This is a genomic window from Nostoc sp. LEGE 12454, assembly GCF_056620565.1.
In genome coordinates this window covers 77533-94642 of sequence record NZ_JBWQXL010000018.1, presented here as the reverse complement: position 1 = coordinate 94642, position 17110 = coordinate 77533, and the positions used below count along the sequence as shown (strand labels likewise).

The 17110-nt window shown below is 40.8% G+C and carries 22 protein-coding genes; 10 read left to right on the top strand and 12 right to left on the bottom strand.

The window, feature by feature from the left end; all coding sequences use genetic code 11:
- Positions 1–770 precede the first annotated feature (770 nt).
- On the top strand, positions 771–1925 hold the full coding sequence (locus tag AC1F2U_RS19460) for a protein kinase domain-containing protein (RefSeq protein ID WP_480262582.1): 1155 nt from the start codon (positions 771–773) through the stop codon (positions 1923–1925).
- Between the two features lie 257 nt (positions 1926–2182).
- A complete protein-coding gene (locus AC1F2U_RS19455; protein ID WP_480262581.1) occupies positions 2183–3256 on the top strand; it encodes a PstS family phosphate ABC transporter substrate-binding protein in 1074 nt (357 codons plus the stop codon).
- A 142-nt stretch (positions 3257–3398) separates the two neighbouring features.
- On the opposite strand, the gene AC1F2U_RS19450 is transcribed toward AC1F2U_RS19455, so the two are convergent.
- The 5 genes from AC1F2U_RS19450 to AC1F2U_RS19430 all read right to left on the bottom strand — a co-directional run bounded on the left by AC1F2U_RS19450 (position 3399) and on the right by AC1F2U_RS19430 (position 8054).
- A complete protein-coding gene (locus AC1F2U_RS19450; RefSeq protein ID WP_480262580.1) occupies positions 3399–3734 on the bottom strand; it encodes a XisI protein in 336 nt (111 codons plus the stop codon).
- Positions 3722–4138, bottom strand: coding sequence for a XisH family protein (locus AC1F2U_RS19445; protein WP_480262579.1), 417 nt, complete (start codon positions 4136–4138; stop codon positions 3722–3724). The genes AC1F2U_RS19450 and AC1F2U_RS19445 overlap by 13 nt, the downstream gene beginning before the upstream one ends.
- A gap of 49 nt (positions 4139–4187) precedes the next feature.
- Positions 4188–6017 (bottom strand): tetratricopeptide repeat protein, encoded by a 1830-nt coding sequence (locus tag AC1F2U_RS19440; protein ID WP_480262578.1) that lies wholly within the window; start codon positions 6015–6017, stop codon positions 4188–4190.
- Positions 6007–7299, bottom strand: coding sequence for an ATP-binding protein (locus tag AC1F2U_RS19435; protein WP_480262577.1), 1293 nt, complete (start codon positions 7297–7299; stop codon positions 6007–6009). The genes AC1F2U_RS19440 and AC1F2U_RS19435 overlap by 11 nt, the downstream gene beginning before the upstream one ends.
- 497 nt (positions 7300–7796) lie before the next feature.
- Positions 7797–8054, bottom strand: a complete 258-nt coding sequence (locus AC1F2U_RS19430) for a hypothetical protein (protein WP_480262576.1) — start codon at positions 8052–8054, stop codon at positions 7797–7799.
- Between the two features lie 174 nt (positions 8055–8228).
- On the opposite strand from AC1F2U_RS19430, the gene AC1F2U_RS19425 reads away from it, so the two are divergent.
- Complete coding sequence (locus tag AC1F2U_RS19425) at positions 8229–8597, top strand: hypothetical protein (RefSeq protein ID WP_480262575.1); 369 nt, start codon at positions 8229–8231, stop codon at positions 8595–8597.
- A gap of 174 nt (positions 8598–8771) precedes the next feature.
- Here the strand turns inward: AC1F2U_RS19425 and AC1F2U_RS19420 are convergent, their stop codons facing one another.
- The 3 genes from AC1F2U_RS19420 to AC1F2U_RS19410 are packed head-to-tail and all read right to left on the bottom strand — an operon-like array spanning position 8772 to position 11111.
- Positions 8772–8921 carry a hypothetical protein gene (locus tag AC1F2U_RS19420; RefSeq protein WP_480262574.1) on the bottom strand — a complete coding sequence of 50 codons (150 nt, stop codon included), beginning with the start codon at positions 8919–8921 and terminating at the stop codon, positions 8772–8774.
- Positions 8918–10714 (bottom strand): SUMF1/EgtB/PvdO family nonheme iron enzyme, encoded by a 1797-nt coding sequence (locus AC1F2U_RS19415; protein ID WP_480262573.1) that lies wholly within the window; start codon positions 10712–10714, stop codon positions 8918–8920. The genes AC1F2U_RS19420 and AC1F2U_RS19415 overlap by 4 nt, the downstream gene beginning before the upstream one ends.
- A 1-nt stretch (position 10715) precedes the next feature.
- Positions 10716–11111, bottom strand: a complete 396-nt coding sequence (locus AC1F2U_RS19410) for a Pepco domain-containing protein (protein ID WP_480262572.1) — start codon at positions 11109–11111, stop codon at positions 10716–10718.
- A gap of 262 nt (positions 11112–11373) precedes the next feature.
- Here AC1F2U_RS19410 and AC1F2U_RS19405 point away from each other — a divergent pair, with 262 nt between their 5' ends.
- Positions 11374–12282: an Rpn family recombination-promoting nuclease/putative transposase gene (locus AC1F2U_RS19405; protein ID WP_480262571.1), complete on the top strand. Its 909-nt coding sequence runs from the start codon at positions 11374–11376 to the stop codon at positions 12280–12282.
- 105 nt (positions 12283–12387) lie between these two features.
- On the opposite strand, the gene AC1F2U_RS19400 is transcribed toward AC1F2U_RS19405, so the two are convergent.
- Genes AC1F2U_RS19400 through ndhC form a run of 3 tightly spaced genes read right to left on the bottom strand, consistent with a single transcriptional unit; the run spans position 12388 to position 14001 of the window.
- Positions 12388–12918 (bottom strand): NAD(P)H-quinone oxidoreductase subunit J, encoded by a 531-nt coding sequence (locus AC1F2U_RS19400; protein ID WP_480262570.1) that lies wholly within the window; start codon positions 12916–12918, stop codon positions 12388–12390.
- The gene (ndhK, locus tag AC1F2U_RS19395; protein WP_292779064.1) at positions 12911–13648 is read right to left on the bottom strand and encodes a photosynthetic/respiratory NAD(P)H-quinone oxidoreductase subunit K; all 738 of its coding nucleotides are present in this window, start codon (positions 13646–13648) and stop codon (positions 12911–12913) included. Before ndhK ends, AC1F2U_RS19400 begins: the two co-directional genes overlap by 8 nt.
- Positions 13639–14001: a photosynthetic/respiratory NAD(P)H-quinone oxidoreductase subunit C gene (ndhC, locus tag AC1F2U_RS19390; RefSeq protein WP_012411797.1), complete on the bottom strand. Its 363-nt coding sequence runs from the start codon at positions 13999–14001 to the stop codon at positions 13639–13641. The genes ndhK and ndhC overlap by 10 nt, the downstream gene beginning before the upstream one ends.
- Before the next feature lie 324 nt (positions 14002–14325).
- On the opposite strand from ndhC, the gene AC1F2U_RS19385 reads away from it, so the two are divergent.
- The 6 genes from AC1F2U_RS19385 (at position 14326) to AC1F2U_RS19360 (ending at position 16746) form a co-directional block, all read left to right on the top strand.
- Complete coding sequence (locus AC1F2U_RS19385; RefSeq protein ID WP_322664193.1) at positions 14326–14661, top strand: rubredoxin; 336 nt, start codon at positions 14326–14328, stop codon at positions 14659–14661.
- 141 nt (positions 14662–14802) lie between these two features.
- Positions 14803–15822, top strand: a complete 1020-nt coding sequence (locus tag AC1F2U_RS19380) for a photosynthesis system II assembly factor Ycf48 (protein WP_480262569.1) — start codon at positions 14803–14805, stop codon at positions 15820–15822.
- A 208-nt stretch (positions 15823–16030) separates the two neighbouring features.
- Positions 16031–16279 carry a cytochrome b559 subunit alpha gene (gene psbE / locus AC1F2U_RS19375; RefSeq protein ID WP_094348030.1) on the top strand — a complete coding sequence of 83 codons (249 nt, stop codon included), beginning with the start codon at positions 16031–16033 and terminating at the stop codon, positions 16277–16279.
- Positions 16280–16288: 9 nt separating this feature from the next.
- Positions 16289–16426, top strand: a complete 138-nt coding sequence (gene psbF / locus AC1F2U_RS19370) for a cytochrome b559 subunit beta (protein ID WP_015115279.1) — start codon at positions 16289–16291, stop codon at positions 16424–16426.
- An 8-nt stretch (positions 16427–16434) separates the two neighbouring features.
- Complete coding sequence (gene psbL, locus AC1F2U_RS19365; RefSeq protein WP_322670285.1) at positions 16435–16557, top strand: photosystem II reaction center protein PsbL; 123 nt, start codon at positions 16435–16437, stop codon at positions 16555–16557.
- Between the two features lie 69 nt (positions 16558–16626).
- On the top strand, positions 16627–16746 hold the full coding sequence (locus AC1F2U_RS19360; protein ID WP_012411803.1) for a photosystem II reaction center protein J: 120 nt from the start codon (positions 16627–16629) through the stop codon (positions 16744–16746).
- Between the two features lie 202 nt (positions 16747–16948).
- Here AC1F2U_RS19360 and psaI read toward each other — a convergent pair whose 3' ends face one another.
- Positions 16949–17098 (bottom strand): photosystem I reaction center subunit VIII, encoded by a 150-nt coding sequence (psaI, locus tag AC1F2U_RS19355; RefSeq protein ID WP_480262568.1) that lies wholly within the window; start codon positions 17096–17098, stop codon positions 16949–16951.
- Between the last annotated feature and the right edge of the window lie 12 nt (positions 17099–17110).

Genomic DNA, 17110 nt, shown 5'->3' with positions numbered 1-17110 from the left:
AGTAGAAATTTGAAGTTATTGGAGAGATTGCAAGTATTGCAATTCGCAATTTTGCTTTTTCATTGAAGTAGTTGATACCAAAAAAATGTTTACGGTAGATAACCTAACCTGCGCTGACGCGCACCCTCCCCTTGCTAAGGGTAGGTAGGAATGGATTTTTTTAACAATTGGGATCACACATATTAATTGTGGCATTTCGTAGAAGCGAATACGCATTCAAGATTTGCCAGAATTAGGAGTATATCGAGCTCGTAAAATGCGTGAGTGATTGAAAAGTTACACCTAACTATCTCAAAAACTTACCCAATCTTTTTTAGTTTTTTCGTCAAACTCACATCGATCTGACAACGCGATCGCAGTTAGTAACGACTAAAATCTGACAACAAAATTGTAGCGAACACTTTAAGTGTTATTTGTGCTTTTAAATTTAACTCCTCAAGGTTTTGTCAGTAATCAGACTTAATAGTTAAAATAAATAGGCATCTTAACTCATAAATATTATTCTCTGCCCACAGTTTAAATACTGGGGACTCGTGCTAAATTTACTTAAGTGATAATATTACAGAAGTATTTCATAAATGAATTTTGTATTAAGATACTTATAAGGGTATTAAACAAAGCAGTCAAGCAACTAAGCACCAAAAATATCTAAAGCATAGGTCGCGCGATGGCTAACTGCCGCAAATATCAGCAAATCTAGCAGCAAGCAGTTATTCATAACCTCACTCAAGCTCTGAATGGTCAGTAAATTAAGAAGTAGTATACGCCACATGAGCCAGAACCCTCTAGTCAGAAAAACACTCCGAAGTCGCTTTGAAACTGTCAAAGTGATGGGAAGCGGAGAATCTGGTAATACTTACTTAGTAGGGGGTGCTATACGTAACAGACATCGATACTCTTTTAACAGAAAAACACTTCGGAATCGCTTTGAGATTGTCAAACAGTTAGGAAGTGGCGGTTCTGGTGATACCTACTTGGCCATTGACTTGGATTTACCAGGACAACCTCATTGTGTAGTCAAACATTTCCATCCGAAAGATTCCAACCCTGCTGTTCTACCCATCGCTAAAAAGCTATTCGATAGGGAAGCAGAAGTTTTATACCAGCTAGGCAACAACCACGATCAAATTCCGAGACTGTTTGCTCATTTTGATGAAGACGGGGATTTTTATTTAGTTCAGGAATATATTGACGGTCATGCCTTGACTCAAGAAATTATCCCAGGTCAGCGTTTGAACGAGAATACAGTCGTAAATTTATTAAAAGACATCTTAGAAGTACTGGCTTTCGTTCATCAGCACGATATTATTCACCGAGATATTAAGCCTCAAAACTTAATGCGGCGGTACTCCGATCAAAAGATTGTGCTAATTGATTTTGGGAGTATTAAGAGAATTGGTGCTTTGGGAGCAGGCTTAACAATTGCGGTTGGGACTCCTGGCTATATGCCAAGCGAACAGGGTAAGGGAAAGCCAAAACTTTGCAGCGATATTTATGCAGTCGGGATGATTGGCATTCAAGCTTTAACAGGTTTAATGCCTGAGCAATTACCAGAAGATCCCAGTACTGGAGAAGTTATCTGGCGCGACAAGGCAGAGGTAAGTGATGCTCTGGCAAATATTTTAGATACAATGGTTCGCGATCGCTACAACCAACGTTATCAGTCTGCCACAGAAGCTTTACAAGCACTTAATTCTGATGTAGCGTTATCACAGCCTTCACAATCTGCTGACATCAACCACAAGGCTGATGATACCTATTTGCTAACTTATAGAAACTTTATTTTGCTCCTGGGCATCGGTCTTGGTGCAACTACGAGTTTGATAGTAATAGTTTTAATATATACATTCCTTAAGACGGGGACATCGCTTCCAAACCAACCTACTCCACTAAAGAGTTTTATAGAAAGGTTGAGTTCCCGCTAACTAATATAAGTAGTCTACTAGCTAAAATCAGCACCTAACAGAAGAATCTGTCAAAGCAATTGCACCATTGCAAAAACTACCAAAGAGTAAATTTAATTTCACTACCTTAGAAAAGTTAATTATCTAGTAGCAATCATCAGACTGTCTATTAACTAGCTATTACAGATTTAGTTTAAATTTAAATATTTCATGATTACTATAGGATAAATACTTAGATATTCCTGTAAGATAAATACAATGAAACAATATTTAAAAATATGGACAATACAAATCAAAGAAAAGCTTTAATTAACAGCGAAATCTCTCTCTTTCTCAGAGGTTTGATTATTGGTAAAGTTCTCACACTTATGGTTATTGGCGGATTACTTTGGTGGTTATTGAAGCCAAATTTATTGTCCGGCAACAGTGTTAATTCCTCTAATCAAAATTTCAATCGCGTCTCTAAGAATGAATCAACTTTTCAGACAGTTGCTGATGTTCCCCCTGCATCATTCAACTACGGAGGTAGTACGGCTTGGGCATCTATTCGGCAATTGGTAGATGCTCAGATCCAGAGCGATCGCCCGGAACTACAATTACGCTATGTAAACCCTGTTAATGCTAGTCCTGGTTCTAGCTCCGGCATTCGGATGTTGCTTGATGGGAAACTAGACTTTGCTCAGTCTTCCCGTCCCCTCACAGATGAAGAACAAGCTACGGCAAAAGAGCGAGGCTTCACCCTTGAGCAACGTCAAGTGGGTATGGATGGCGTAGCAGTGGTAGTCAACCCATCACTTAATGTGCCTGGTTTAACTGTTGAACAATTGCAGCAAATTTATTTAGGGAAAATTACAAACTGGAATCAAGTCGGTGGGCCAAATCTACCCATCACAGCTTTTTCTCAACGACCAGAGGACGCAGATACAGTAATATTTCCTAACAATAGCGACTTAAAGGGGCAAGCATTTGGCTCTAATGTGCAATATGTCTACTCTGCCACAGAGGGAGTGCGCCAACTCAGTAAAACCCCTGGTGGCGTGTATTATGCTTCTGCCCGTTCAGTAGTCTTTCAATGTAGCGTGAAGGCTTTGCCATTGGGTAGCACTTCCGGTCAGCTAATTACCCCCTACCAAGAGCCGATGGTTTCGCCTGAGCAATGTCCGCGTCAGCGCAACCAGCTAAATACTCAGGCGATCAAAAATGGCAGCTATCCGATGATTGCTAATTTGTTTGTGATTATTAAGCAGAATAAAGGTTCAGAACAGCAGATTGGAAATGCTTATGCCAATCTTTTATTAACTGACCAAGGGCAAAGAGCAATTGAGCAAGCTGGTTTTGTTGGAGTTCGCTAGTAGATTTATTTGAAGGACAATTGAGCAAGCTTTCCAGAGATACCCGACTTGTTTAAGAGGTTGGGTATCTATGGGAAGCGATCGCTTTTCTATTTATTCACTGCTTGTTCAATATTTATTTATTCATCACTTGAGTTAAAGTTCATTCAACAGCATAAGAAGTAAACTGGCGCTTAAAAGGAGAATGGAACCCAATAACAATATCAGAAGGGGGTACACCTAACTCAACCAATCGTTCAGCAACAGACTCTTCTGTACCGTTATACTGAATCCATATTTTCCCATCTTGAATATCAAAATGCATGACCGGGCCAAACACCCGCTTATCTCCTTGCCAGCCAACGTAAGCTAGTTGATAATGGTCGTTTTCGTTGTCTAAAATTAATTGTGATTTGACAGTATCGTTATCAGACGTGATTTGTTGATGTTCGCTCAGAATTTGTTTGATAAATTGTCGATAATGTTCTATTTTATCCATAGCCGAATTTCCTCACGTTTTGGGTCGTAAATTATCAACTTAACTTGGTAACGATGAAGGGTGCGTTGGACAAAAGAAAGTTGAAAAAAGTCTTGATATGTTTCGAGCGGAACGGCTAAATAAACTACTCTGTCTGCTTCTTTCTCTTCAATAGCTTGGCAGTAATTGAGATATTGTCCGAGTGCAGTATGAAATTCACTGATATCTGAATCTGCAATAAAACTCTTAATTTCAACAGCTATTTTCTCTGTATTACGTTCTGCGGCAATAGCATTTTCAGCCGCTAAGTCTATTTGTAGTTTAATTGCTTCACTAATACGAATTGTAAAAGGATCGTGAGTAATTATCCACCCATCCTTAATTAATGCTTTTTTAACCTGTTGATGGAAAACATCTTTAGCCATGTTGCTATCTCTAGATTAGGCTAGATTAACCTAAAATGATATTGTTGCTCTATGCAATGGGTTCCCCAAAGGGGTTGTCGTTCGCGCAGCGTGTCGTAGACAAGACATCGCACTCTCCATTATTCTGCATTGCTGTGGCAAGTTTCTCTAAATTTTGACGAACAGTGAGACTACGCTGATGATTTACACCCCAGACTTGCTCACAAATATCTAAAGCTTGCAAATAAAGCGGTTCTGCTTCACCGTAACGTCCAGTTTCACGATAAATTTCTGCCAGATTATTCAGACTTTCGGCAACATTGGGATGATTTTCTCCCAATAGGTGCTTATCAAGTTCTAAGGCTTTTATACATAAGGGTTCTGCTTCATTGTAACGTCCTTGTTCCCTGTACATATAACCAAGAGCATAGATCGTATCTGCTAATAGCGGATGCGCTTTTTGTAATACATGCTGCTTGAGTTCTAATGATTCCAAAAACAAAGATTCGGCTTGCTCGTAGCGTCCTTGAGCGCGGTATATTAAACCTAAATTGTGCAAATCTGTTGCAACATCGGGATTCTCTTCTCCTAAAAATTGCTTATCTAGTTCTATTGCTTGTTGCGACAAGGGTTCAGCTTCACTGTAGCGTCCTTGATGATAATAAAGTAGCGCTAAATTATTTAGTATAAGAGCGAAAGAAAGATGATTTTCGCCAACCAGACGTTTTTCGAGTTCTAATGATTGCAAATACAGAGGTTCTGCTTCATCATAGCGTCCTTGTTCATCATATAGTAATGCCAAATTGTTCAGACTGGCAGCGACATCGGCATGGTTTTCTCCTAACAATCCTTTCCTCAGTTCTAAAGCTTGTTGATATAGGAGTTCTGCTTTATTATATTGTCCAGTAGATTTGTAGAGTCCTGCCAAATTATTCAGGCTCGTGGCAAAAGCAGGATGATTTTCTCCTAACAGGCGTTTCCTCAGTTCTAAAGCTTGTTTATATAAGGGTTCGGCTTCGTTGTAGTGTCCTGTTGCACGATATATTCCTGCTAAATTGTTGAGGCTATTAGCTAAGTCTATCTGCAAACCCAATTCATTTTGTAACTCACTCGCCTGACGCCAATATTTAATTGCTAATTCCTGTTCTTCTTGATAATTTTGAGATTCACCCCGTTCTAATCTGCTTTGGTAAATATCACCCAACCTTGAGTATAACGTAGCCAAGGTGGGGTCTTTAGTTCCTCGTTCTTGTTCTACTTTCTCGATTAACCTGTGTAAATCTTGAATGGGTAAAAAAAAGCGATTAGTTTCATTAGTATCTGTACTAGCTAATTCTGTATCTCGAAAAACAAAGCGGATATTTTCTAATTCTTTACCAGGGATAGCATTTGTCTTTTGAGATTCAAACCGAAATACACCGTTGCGCCAACTCCAAAAATCAGGAGCTTTTTTAATTAGGTTGACTAAAATTTGGTTAGTTACCCAAAGCACGATCGCAAATGGAAATTCGCGCAATCCTTCCCTTGTCCACTGTAAGTAACCAAAAAATTTCTCCTGTTCCGATTGCTCATTTCCCAACCTGAGAAAATACAATTGTTCAGCACCCGTCACAGTGATTACTGCCGGGTTTTGCTGACGGAGATATTCTTCTTGTTGTACCAGTTGGTTAAGAGCAGCTTTGAGACTAGGTTCTTGACGTGCTAAAGTTACTCGATATGCACGCAAGGCGGGTTGTAGTTCAGCTTCATATTGAGCAATAATCTCATCGCGAAAGCTAGCATCATCGCAAACCGCAATCAGTAAATTTAATCCCCGCTTTTGAGCTTCAATAGAAACAATTAAATCATCATACGCATCTTGATTTTCTCCTTGATCATCCAATAATTCCTCATTTAACATTAATGGCTCCCTGTCTTCTCAAGCTTTCGATAATAATTGGATGAACATCATACCAAGTTTCATCAGTGCGATACTCTAGAACATACAGCCCATGTAACAAATCTAAAAACTCTGCTTGTTTGGGGTCATTGGGCATAAATTGTTCGTACACACTCTGCAAAATATCGATATCAGTTTTTCCTAAGCGTATCGAAAAATCATTGCGTATTTTATTGATTGCTTGCAAGAGAATTTTATCATCAATAATAACTTCGGCTGAAGGATTTCGCCGGATAGTTCGCAAACATATACGGCAACATTCCTTAGAAATGCGAATTAACTCTCGTAATACACCACCACTGTAAATTACGATTTTTTCAGCAGTTTCAGGCGCAATTAATTCACTAGGAATCCGCTTTTGTAAAACTTCACCGAGAATTTTTGTTGCTTCCGGGCGAGGTTGGGCATTTGGGAAGCGGTTTTTACCTTTATCAAATATTTTTAAGACAGGCATTGCCACAACTTGATCGTTAGTTTCAGTGGCAATAATTGTGCTAATAAATGTTTCTCGAAGGACTGCGATCGGGATAGTGTAGATAATTTGAAAGTTAGGTTGACAAAGAGCTTTAATGTTATCTCGATAAATCTCGTTAACTCTTCCTAAGTCAAGTTTATCTAAATCATCAATAATTACTAAAACATTTTGTTTAGTTGCAGCTTGAATGAGAGCAGCGATTTCGTTAATTCTGGCAACTAAATCTGATAACTTGCGTTCAAACTCTTGCTTAATTTCATCCCGAACGCTAGCATCAGCTTTTAATTTAGAACTAATCAACTTTAAAAGGTCAAAACCGATACTAACTTCTGCTTGCAAATTTGATTCTTCAGTGCGAGTGCGAGTAGCGAACCACTTATAAAGAGCGTCTTTAGTCGATTGCGGAATATCAACTTTGCGTGCTTCTGCCTCTGTCATTAAATTAACTGCGATCGCAAACAGTATATTAATATGATTAACCGCCGACATTTCAATTTTGTCAGCAATAGAAAACAGAACTACAAAATATTTATCTTGAATTTGTCGGCTAAATTCAGCCAACAAAGTAGACTTACCACATCCCCGATGTCCTGTAAAGACAATTTTGCCATCTCCATTAGGACTATCTTCTACTAATTGGTTCAGGTCTGCAATCAAATCATCACCATATTCGACTCGAAATCTTTCCATTTCGTTCCGTTCCATCAACGGAAACAGTTCGAGATTGCTGTATGCTTCTTGAAAGGAGTTTAATAAGTCTTGAGACATTGGATAGTGCTGTAAATGTAACTATCCATATAATGGCTCATGATTTTTGAAGTAGAACTTTAGGCAATGTCTAAGATAGAGTATGTCTACATAACTTCTCAAATTCAGTTAATAAATAACTACTAGGTGAGTGGGATGTTATGTCTTAAAAAGAGATCCCCCAATCTCCAAATTTTAACCTATCAATAAGTAACAGAGGTCAATAATCAATCAGACTGAATGATAGATTATACATTCGATAATTTAAACTGAATGATAGATTATACAGATAACATCCTAAAAGCTACTTAACACATAAATAAAATAAAATTTTCAGTTATAAAAATAAATTTTTAATGTGCTTCGTCTCATTCCCTTCTAGCCGATGCGATGGTAGCTGTTGTTACTATTAGTTAGTAGTCTGTCAACGAATAATTGACGAGTACATTCATTGTAGAGACGGCGATTTATCGCGTCTCTCTAACGTGTCAGTCTTTTAGACGCGATAAATCGCGTCTCTACATGAGATAAAGCTCCGCGACTTTAAAACCAGCTTTTACAACTTCAAAACTAGCTTTTGCGACTTCAAAACCAGCTTTTGCGACTTCAAAACTAGCTTTTGCAACTTCAAAACCAGCTTTTGCGACTTCAAAACTAGCTTTTGCGACTTCAAAACTAGCTTTTGTGACTTCAAAACCAGCTTTTGCGACTTCAAAACCAGCTTTTGTGACTTCAAAACCAGCTTTTGCGACTTCAAAACCTTCTTTTTTTAACAAATTTCAGCAAATATACCCGCATCTATCTAGTTGGCTAATGCCATCCAATGCTTTTATAATTCTGTAACTTCACTGTGGCTGGTGCATCTGCCTATTGCGTATTGTGATGATATATAAATAACTCAGTGTTTAAGCTCATGGTTATTTATAAATTAATCCAAACAGGAAAACTATATGACGCAACGCAAACGAAACTCCATGTCACTGACCAAGGCTGAACGACGGATTGAAGGAATGCAGACAATTAACCCTGAGTTAGACTTTAGTAATGGGTTTTCAATTGCTACTTACAACACTAAAGTAATTGAGTTACGAGAAAAGCTAGCCGCTTATAATCAAGCACAAACAATAGTAGATAAGACACACAATGCATTATTAGAAGCAGAACGTGAGTTGAATACTTATTCTGAGCAAATGCTGTTGAATGTTGCATCTTGCTATGGCAAAAATAGTGATGAGTATGAAATGGCTGGTGGAACGCGCAGGTCAGACCGCAAGAAACCACGTCCAGTAGTAAACCAAACAGTGACATCTGTGAAGTAATTGTTTGGAGTTGCCGCTTCTTTAGATAAGGGTGCGTTGGCCTTTGTGACAACGCACCACGATCCTATATTCTGTCGTTTAACTTCTGAAGCGTCTCCAGAGACTTTTGACATCCCAAAATCGAATGCTGATATTAAGGAAGTTGAAATCTTAATTAGACAAAAGTTAGAATAATTAATATGAGCTAGATTTTAGGATTTTAATTAGTCTAGCGATCGCAGCAATTACGATAGAGATGCTGAGTGCGATCGCAAAAAGACTAAGGGTGTTGTCAAACTCTAAATTAGACTTAATTGTAGGTTGGCGTGGGCAAAGAGTCCTCACGCAACCACCCCAACCACCCGAAACCCAATATTGCTGTTGCGGTACGCAGGGATATCAAGGCCGCGATCAGCACAACGACAGCTCCAGAGACCATAGAGCCAAGAGCCACCGCGCAGCAGCCGATGAGTATTATCTTCACCAGTTAACCAAGCACTGCCATCAGTAGGTGCGCCGTTGTAATTGTTATGCCAGTAATCTTGACACCACTCCCAAACATTGCCGTGCATATCGTATAAACCAAAGGCATTAGCTGGAAAACAACCGACTGGTTTTGTTTCTTTGCCTTTGAAATTGACTAACTCAGTGATAATCGTTTCCCCAAAATAGAATGGCGTCTTGGTTCCAGCACGACAAGCATATTCCCATTCTGCTTCAGTAGGTAGTCGATAAGTTTTTCCTGTTTTCTGGCTCAACTTTTTACAAAATTCTACTGCATCATTCCAACTAACATTTTCTACAGGTCGTTTCTCACCTTTGAAAGAGGAAGGATTATTGTTAGCATTACCTATAATTTTGTGAAAAATATTGCTTCCCATAATCGCTTGATACTGCGCTTGGGTGATTTCATATTTGCCCATGAAGAACTTAGGAACAGCCACCTGATGCTGTGGGCTTTCACTTTTATATCTCTCTACTTCTCCTTCCGGTGAACCCATCATAAAGGTTCCCCCTGGTATCTGCACCATTTCTAAGGTGACACCATTTCCTAAATCTTCTACAAAATATTTCGCTTCACAGTTGTTGCGGTTGGTGATTGTCCCCGTTGCGTCTACCGTCACGACTTCAAATTGAAAGGTTTTTAAGGAATTTTTTTCAACTGCAAATATTCCCTTAGTAGAATTTTCAATACTAAGATTAGGTCGTGGTGAAGATGGTTCTTGAGGTTTCCACCGCAACCTTTCAATTCTTTGAATTGCTTTGATTGCATCCATATCTTGCCCTGAAGCCGCAGCTAATACCCGAATCCATAATTGCTCTGCTAAATCTAAATTCCTGTTTACTTCTGCTTGGTAAGCATCATTTTTCAATGTGGCGATATCCGCTAGAGTTGCATATCGTGGCACAAGTATTAGGTGAGATTTATTCACAGGTTCAGCAATCACATAAGGCGTTTGCCTTGTATTCTTATACTGACGAACCAGTTCAGGCACACGAAACTTGAGATATTGCTCCAATCGTTCAACAGTAGCGCATCGACCTTGAATTCCTAACCCTTCTAGTAATGCAGTAGTAAAAGCACCTTGTTGTAAAGCCTCAATTTCATAAGAATATTGCTGGGGAATACAAGAAAAAATGCTGATAACTCCTTGTTGACGTGCCTCTTCTGCGGTTTGTCGCCCAATTCCTTCACCTGTTTTTTTGCCTTCATTGCGACAAGCATCCAGAATCAAGACAACATTATCAGCACCGCAGCGACGCAGACGTTCAGTTACAAAGTTAATCGCAATTGCCGTGTTTTCAATATCCTCTGGATCGCCATCACAGGGCATGAGATAATCACGGTCAGCGTATCTTATCCCATGACCACTGAAGAAAAACCAGAAATTATCCCCTGCTCCCATAAAGGGATTGTCAAATAACTGTCGCAAGACTCGCAGTAAGTTAGTGCGAGTTGGGCGAGTCGATTTTCCAGCAAGTTCAGGGGAGTCATCTGAGAAGAAGAATATCCGCTCAAATCCGGCTTCATTCCTCAGAAACTCTTGCATTAACAGTGCATCCCGCTTGGCATAGTTTAGCGGTTGCAGATAATCATACTGGTTAATTCCGATCGCGATCGCCCAATTTTTTGCCATTTCACTGTGATTCTTGGCGCTTGAACTTCAGCTTAATCGCTCCTTTACTCCCAGCTTTGACACCACTGCCAATTAATTTAACTTCCCCATCTGCACTAATTTCTACCGATAGCTCAATTTCATCTAGCTGCATCTTGGAGTTGACTTTTGCTTGCTGTTCAGCTTGACTAAACAAACTTCCCACGAGTTTGAGAAAGTGAGTCATATTTTGCTCTAATGTTTGAGCGCTAACCTTAACGGCATCTCCTACCCCTTTGCTACCAGTGCTTTCCCTGATAGTTTCGTCTCCCCAACTGCGTGTATTATTACTCCCGCCTTTAGCACCATCAGGAATCGATATTTGAGGGGTATCATCCGTCACAATCCAAATGCCGTCGTTTTGGGGTGTTTCTGACATATTACTTTAAATATTTACGTTAAATCTTCCCACAAATACAGATACAACGGTAGAGAAAGCGATTCCGATTACCACGAAATCTTACTGAATATTTTAGCGATCGCACCAATTATGATAAAGATTCTGGGAGCGATCGCATAGTCTCAAATTATCTCAGATTGGGTGCGATCGCTTTCCCTAAATAGTCCAATCAAAAATCTAAATATCTGTAATCCAGTCTTAAGTACAATTATTTGATAACTTTCAGTGCGTTTATAACCCCATGATCAAACCCGCCGATGTCAGCACCAAACGCTTAATCAGCCTTGCACCTGATAACTGGGTAAAATGGGTAACGCAAATTCCTGATATTGTTGCTGGCGAAATTCTCAACTCAGAATTTCAGTGGATAAGTCGAGAAAGTGATGTTTTAATCCGTGTCGAAAGTCCCCAGTATGGAAAATTTCTCGTTCTTAACGAATTACAACTCCGCTATAAACCAGAAATGCCGCGCAGGATGCGTGCTTATGCAGCACTTGCAGAAGAAAAATATAATTTGCCAACGTATCCAGTACTAATTAATATCCTCAAGGCAAGTGACGCTGAAATACCGACAAGTTACGCATCAAATATTGCTGGGTTACGTGCTATTCAAGATTACCGTGTCATTAACCTGTGGGAAGTTGATGTCGAGATTGCTTTTCAACAACCTTTACCATCCTTACTGCCGTTTGTACCAATTCTCAAAGGTGGTGAAAATGAATCTACTATTAGAGAAGCATTACAAATTCTTCGTGCTGATGAACAACTAAACCAACTAGAAACAGTCTTGGCTTTTTTTGCTACGTTTGTTTTAGAGAGTACGCTCGTTCAAGAAATTATGAGGTGGGATATGGCTGTATTACATGAATCGCCTTGGTATCAAGAAATTTTACGCGAAGGAGAAGTACGCGGAGAGGCACGCGGAGAAGCACGCGGAGAAGCACGCGGAGAACTGCGAGGAAGAAAAGAAGAGTTATATTCAGGAATTGAATTGGCATTAGAAATTAAGTTTGGCAATCAAGGTTTAGAATTGATGCCGATGATCTCTCAAATTACGGATTTGCAGAAATTAAAAGCAATTCAACAGGCAATTAAAACTGTAAATACAGCCAATGAATTACAGCAAATTTTGTCAACCGACTTTATATAAAAACACCAAAAACATAACCCCTCTCCGCCACCGGAAAGGGGTTAATCATTGCCGAAACCACTATCTTGTACAGACGCGATTCATCGCGTCTCTCTTCAGCAATCTCTAATAAGCGTCTTGCAACTCGTAGAAATCAGGCGAGATGTAATCCTTCCGCAAAGGCCAACCTACCCAATCTTCCGGCATCAAAATCCGCTTGAGATTTGGATGCCCTTCATAAATAATGCCGAACATATCGTAAGACTCGCGCTCTTGCCAATCTGCGGTTTTCCAAATCCAGTACAGAGAAGGGACTACAGGATTTTCCCGTGGTAAGAACACCTTAACTCGAACTTCTTCGGGGCGATCGCTATTATCACCGACTTTAATCAAGTGATACACACTCACCAAATCCTGTCCTGGCCCAAGGTCAACGCCACCTTGAAACTGGAGATAATTAAACCCATAAGCATAAAGGGCTGTAGCGGTGGGAACCAAAAAATCTGCTGCCACCTTAATTATCTCTACACCATTTTTGTCTGGTGCTAAAAACTCATGGTCAAAGCCGTTTTCCGTCAACCACTGGGAAACTTTACCCGCTTGTACCAATGACTCTTCTTTCGCTGCTGGTACTGGTTTAGATTCTTCTTCAGCCACGGGTTTGTTCCTCCTTTTGCGCCTTTTCTGTCAGCAGTGCAGGTGGTATTGGCATACCGATTGCTTCCGCCAATTCCTTCGGTGGTGCAGAGCGAGTTGCTGACTGCAAATACTTACCAGTTAAGATTTCCTCTACCGGCTTCAGGTTATGAGTCGTGCTGTAATAGCGGTGGGTTTGCTTAATCTTATCCCGCTCTTGCATAGACTCATTGGAGATTTTCTTCCGCAGCTTAATGATTGCGTCGATAATTGCTTCGGGACGGGGAGGACAACCAGGTAAGTACACATCCACAGGAATCAGTTTATCGACTCCGCGCACTGCTGTAGGAGAATCAACGCTGAACATCCCGCCAGTAATTGTGCAAGCACCCATCGCAATTACATACTTTGGCTCTGGCATTTGTTCATAAAGACGAACCAGTTGGGGAGCCATCTTCATCGTAATAGTCCCTGCCGTAATAATTAAATCGGCTTGGCGGGGGCTAGAACGGGGAATTAGTCCAAAACGGTCAAAGTCAAATCGGGAACCAATTAAAGCTGCAAACTCAATAAAGCAGCAAGCAGTACCAAACAGCAACGGCCACAAACTAGAAAGCCGCGCCCAGTCGTAGAGGTCATCAACCGTCGTCAAAATGACGTTTTCTGAAAGGTCTTGAGTGACATTGGTACGCTCAATGGGGTTGATGATTCGTTCTTTACCCTGGGTTGTTAAGTTAGAATTCAAGACCATTCCAAAGCTCCTTTACGCCATGCGTAAACTAAAGCGACTACAAGAATTGCAATAAAGACTAGCGCTTCAATAAAAGCTAATAGCCCCAAACGGTGGAAAGCTACCGCCCAAGGATACAAGAATACAGTCTCCACATCAAAGACGACGAAGACCAGAGCAAACATGTAGTAGCGGATGTTGAACTGAATCCAGGCTCCCCCGATGGGTTCCATCCCAGATTCATAAGTGGTGCGACGTTCTGGAGCGTAACCACTGGGTCGTAGGAGCTTGGAAGCTGAGAGCGCTAAGGCAGGTACTAGGCTACAGATGATGAAGAAACCTAGAAGGTACTCGTAACCGCTGAGGACAAACACAATGAGTATCTACCGCTTATGGACTATTTTAAGTAGTGAGTTTTGAGTGCTGAGTGCTGAGTGCTGAGTGCTGAGTGCTGAATGCTGAGTAGGGAATCTCACTTCTTTACTCAGAACTTTCGGAACTCGGAACTGTTTTACCCAACGCCCAATCCCTTAACTGCGTAACTTTCTTTTACATTATATCTGTTTGGTTTTTCTGAAATCTGGGAAACAGACGCACTTCAAGTATTTGATTCACTTTTGCTAGTGATAGAAAAGTCTAACAATTATGTCATAATTTTTAACGTATATTTAAGATTTCTCCTTTGCGAGGCCTTAGCCATGAGCGAACCAGCTGTTGAGACTACGGTGTTAGACCGCTACGAGTGTCGCGCCTGCGGTTATGTTTACGAACCCGAAAAGGGAGACGACAAAGATGATATTCCTTCAGGGACAAGCTTTGCAGAACTGCCCATAAATTGGCGCTGTCCAGTTTGTTCTGCTAAAAAGACCGCTTTTGCCAACATCGGCCCCGCCGGTACTGCATCCGGCTTTAAAGAAAATCTTGGTTATGGTTTGGGTGTTAACAACCTAACGCCAACCCAAAAAAATATCCTAATTTTTGGTGCTTTGGCTCTTGGCTTCTTGTTTTTTATCAGTCTTTACGGCTTACAATGACAGCCTTTAAGCAATTCCAAATAACGCTCTCTACCAGAGGGTTTACACTGCGCTAACAAAATTCAAAATGAAAAAGCCAGGGTTTTACAGCATCCTGGCTGCCAACTCCTACAAAAATTTAGAAATAACTAAGAAATACTGATGCATTCAATTGTGAAAGGTTGGCAACGAATATTTGCCTTGTTAATAGTAGTCGTGATGTGCATAGGGTGTAGCCAAGTTCCCTCTGTTAGCTACAACCCTTGGAAAGTAATTTCTGTGCCAACAGACTCGAATTTATTGGATATTGCTTTTACTGATAACCTTGAGCATGGCTACTTAGTCGGTAGCAATGCCACCCTATTGGAAACCAATGACGGTGGTAATACCTGGAAACCAATAACACTGCAACTGGATGAGCAAAAGTATCGCTTTGACTCAGTAAGTTTTGCAGGTAAAGAAGGCTGGATTGCCGGAGAGCCTGGACTTTTACTACATACAACCGATGAAGGTGCTTCTTGGTCGCGTATTCCCTTGAGCGAAAAGCTACCTGGTAGCCCGATCGCAGTTAAGGCGCTAGCAGACAATACAGCTGAAATGGCTACTAATGTTGGAGCCATATATAAGACCACAGACGGCGGCAAAAACTGGAAAGCCCAGGTGGAATCAGCAGTGGGTGTGGTGCGTAACTTAGAGCGTTCTCCTGATGGTAAATATATTGCTGTTTCTGCTAAGGGTAGCTTCTACTCGACTTGGGAACCAGGCCAAGATGCTTGGGTACCCCATAACCGCAATAGTTCTCGGCGAGTAGAAAACATGGGCTTTGGTGACAATGGGCAATTGTGGTTGCTAGCTAGAGGAGGCCAAGTTCAGTTTAGTGATCCAACTAAACCTGAAGAATGGCAAGAGGCAAAATATCCAGAGTTATCCACCAGTTGGGGTTTGCTGGATTTGGCATATCGCACACCCGATGAAATTTGGGTAGGTGGCGGTAGCGGTAATTTGCTACGGAGTGGCGACGGTGGCAAAACTTGGGAAAAAGACCGTGACATAGAAGAAGTTGCGGCTAATTTGTACAAGATTGTGTTCTTAGAGCCAGAGCGGGGATTTATAATTGGCGATCGCGGCGTTTTGCTCAAATATCTACCAAACCCTGAAGCAACTTCCCCAGAGGCGGCTTAATGAGTAGGGAGCAGGGGAGCAGGGGAGCAGGGGAGCAGGGGAGCAGGGGAGCAGAGAAGAAGTTGCAGTAGGTTATTTCCCCTCTGCCTCTTCCAATGCCCCATTCCCAACGTACAATTTCTGAGAAGAACGTTGCAACTTGTAACTCTTTCTTATCTTTGTAGGATAATAAACTCAATAACACTCTATGTATAAGGTAGGGAGCTAAATGTCAGGTACCACTGGAGAACGTCCGTTTTCGGACATCATTACTAGCGTTCGTTACTGGGTAATCCACAGCATCACCATCCCGGCATTATTTATTGCTGGTTGGTTATTTGTCAGCACCGGACTGGCTTATGATGCCTTTGGCACACCCCGTCCCAACGAGTATTTCACACCAGCGCGGCAGGAAGTGCCCATTGTGAAGAACCGTTTTGAAGCTAAAAAACAAGTTGAAGAATTTATTGGAAAGTAGTTTGAGATCATGACTAGCGGAAATAACATCAATCAACCAGTTACCTATCCAATTTTTACCGTTAGATGGCTGGCAGTACACACTTTGGGTGTACCAACTGTATTCTTTTTGGGCGCGATCGCCGCAATGCAATTTATTCAACGTTAGGAGCAATTATGGTAGAAAGATCCCCCAATCCCAATAATCAGCCGGTTGAACTAAACCGGACTTCTTTATACCTGGGATTACTAATGATTTTCGTTCTGGGTATTCTGTTTTCCAGTTACTTCTTTAACTAATTAGAAGTACTGTTGTTAATCTTGGTTTATGAACGTGTGTTGATTTGTTGTTAAGGGAGGAGAGAAGCTGTGTCTGGAAGTGGGAGAATTCCCCTGTGGGTCGTCGCTACGATCGCAGGTTTAGGTATAATTACAGTCTTGGGCATTTTCTTTTATGGTGCCTACGCCGGACTCGGTTCTTCGATTTAACATTAGTTAGTTTGAACCGAATACTATAAGTTAGAATTTTTCTAGCATTTGTTGAGAAATCAACGTTAAAAAAACCGCCTGTCTCTATGAGATGGGCGGTATTAATTTTGGTCATTTCTCATTTGTCTTTTGTCATTTGTTTTCTGCAAATGACTAATACTTCGGCTTCGCTCAGTACAAGTGACTAATGACTACATCAGTATCAGTTGATATCGCTGATATCGTCGTTTTCAATGTATAAAAACAGAAACGCGAAGACCGCACCTGGCAAAACCCAACCAATTATGGGCACGAAGATAGCAGACAAGTACGAAGTACTAGCCAAGACAGTAGGTAAAAAAGATGTTGCCATAGTTAAAGGTTC

Excerpts from the sequence above, each read along its gene's own strand:
- AC1F2U_RS19435 (WP_480262577.1), bottom strand. The coding sequence starts at position 7,299 with ATGTCTCAAGACTTATTAAACTCCTTTCAAGAAGCATACAGCAATCTC.
- AC1F2U_RS19385 (WP_322664193.1), top strand. The coding sequence starts at position 14,326 with ATGAGCGAACCAGCTGTTGAGACTACGGTGTTAGACCGCTACGAGTGT.
- psbL (WP_322670285.1), top strand. The coding sequence starts at position 16,435 with ATGGTAGAAAGATCCCCCAATCCCAATAATCAGCCGGTTGAACTAAAC.
- ndhK (WP_292779064.1), bottom strand. The coding sequence starts at position 13,648 with ATGGTCTTGAATTCTAACTTAACAACCCAGGGTAAAGAACGAATCATC.
- AC1F2U_RS19455 (WP_480262581.1), top strand. The coding sequence starts at position 2,183 with ATGGACAATACAAATCAAAGAAAAGCTTTAATTAACAGCGAAATCTCT.
- psaI (WP_480262568.1), bottom strand. The coding sequence starts at position 17,098 with ATGGCAACATCTTTTTTACCTACTGTCTTGGCTAGTACTTCGTACTTG.
- AC1F2U_RS19440 (WP_480262578.1), bottom strand. The coding sequence starts at position 6,017 with ATGTTAAATGAGGAATTATTGGATGATCAAGGAGAAAATCAAGATGCG.
- AC1F2U_RS19415 (WP_480262573.1), bottom strand. The coding sequence starts at position 10,714 with ATGGCAAAAAATTGGGCGATCGCGATCGGAATTAACCAGTATGATTAT.
- AC1F2U_RS19445 (WP_480262579.1), bottom strand. The coding sequence starts at position 4,138 with ATGGCTAAAGATGTTTTCCATCAACAGGTTAAAAAAGCATTAATTAAG.
- AC1F2U_RS19405 (WP_480262571.1), top strand. The coding sequence starts at position 11,374 with ATGATCAAACCCGCCGATGTCAGCACCAAACGCTTAATCAGCCTTGCA.
- psbE (WP_094348030.1), top strand. The coding sequence starts at position 16,031 with ATGTCAGGTACCACTGGAGAACGTCCGTTTTCGGACATCATTACTAGC.
- AC1F2U_RS19425 (WP_480262575.1), top strand. The coding sequence starts at position 8,229 with ATGACGCAACGCAAACGAAACTCCATGTCACTGACCAAGGCTGAACGA.
- AC1F2U_RS19450 (WP_480262580.1), bottom strand. The coding sequence starts at position 3,734 with ATGGATAAAATAGAACATTATCGACAATTTATCAAACAAATTCTGAGC.
- AC1F2U_RS19410 (WP_480262572.1), bottom strand. The coding sequence starts at position 11,111 with ATGTCAGAAACACCCCAAAACGACGGCATTTGGATTGTGACGGATGAT.
- AC1F2U_RS19460 (WP_480262582.1), top strand. The coding sequence starts at position 771 with ATGAGCCAGAACCCTCTAGTCAGAAAAACACTCCGAAGTCGCTTTGAA.
- psbF (WP_015115279.1), top strand. The coding sequence starts at position 16,289 with ATGACTAGCGGAAATAACATCAATCAACCAGTTACCTATCCAATTTTT.
- AC1F2U_RS19380 (WP_480262569.1), top strand. The coding sequence starts at position 14,803 with ATGCATTCAATTGTGAAAGGTTGGCAACGAATATTTGCCTTGTTAATA.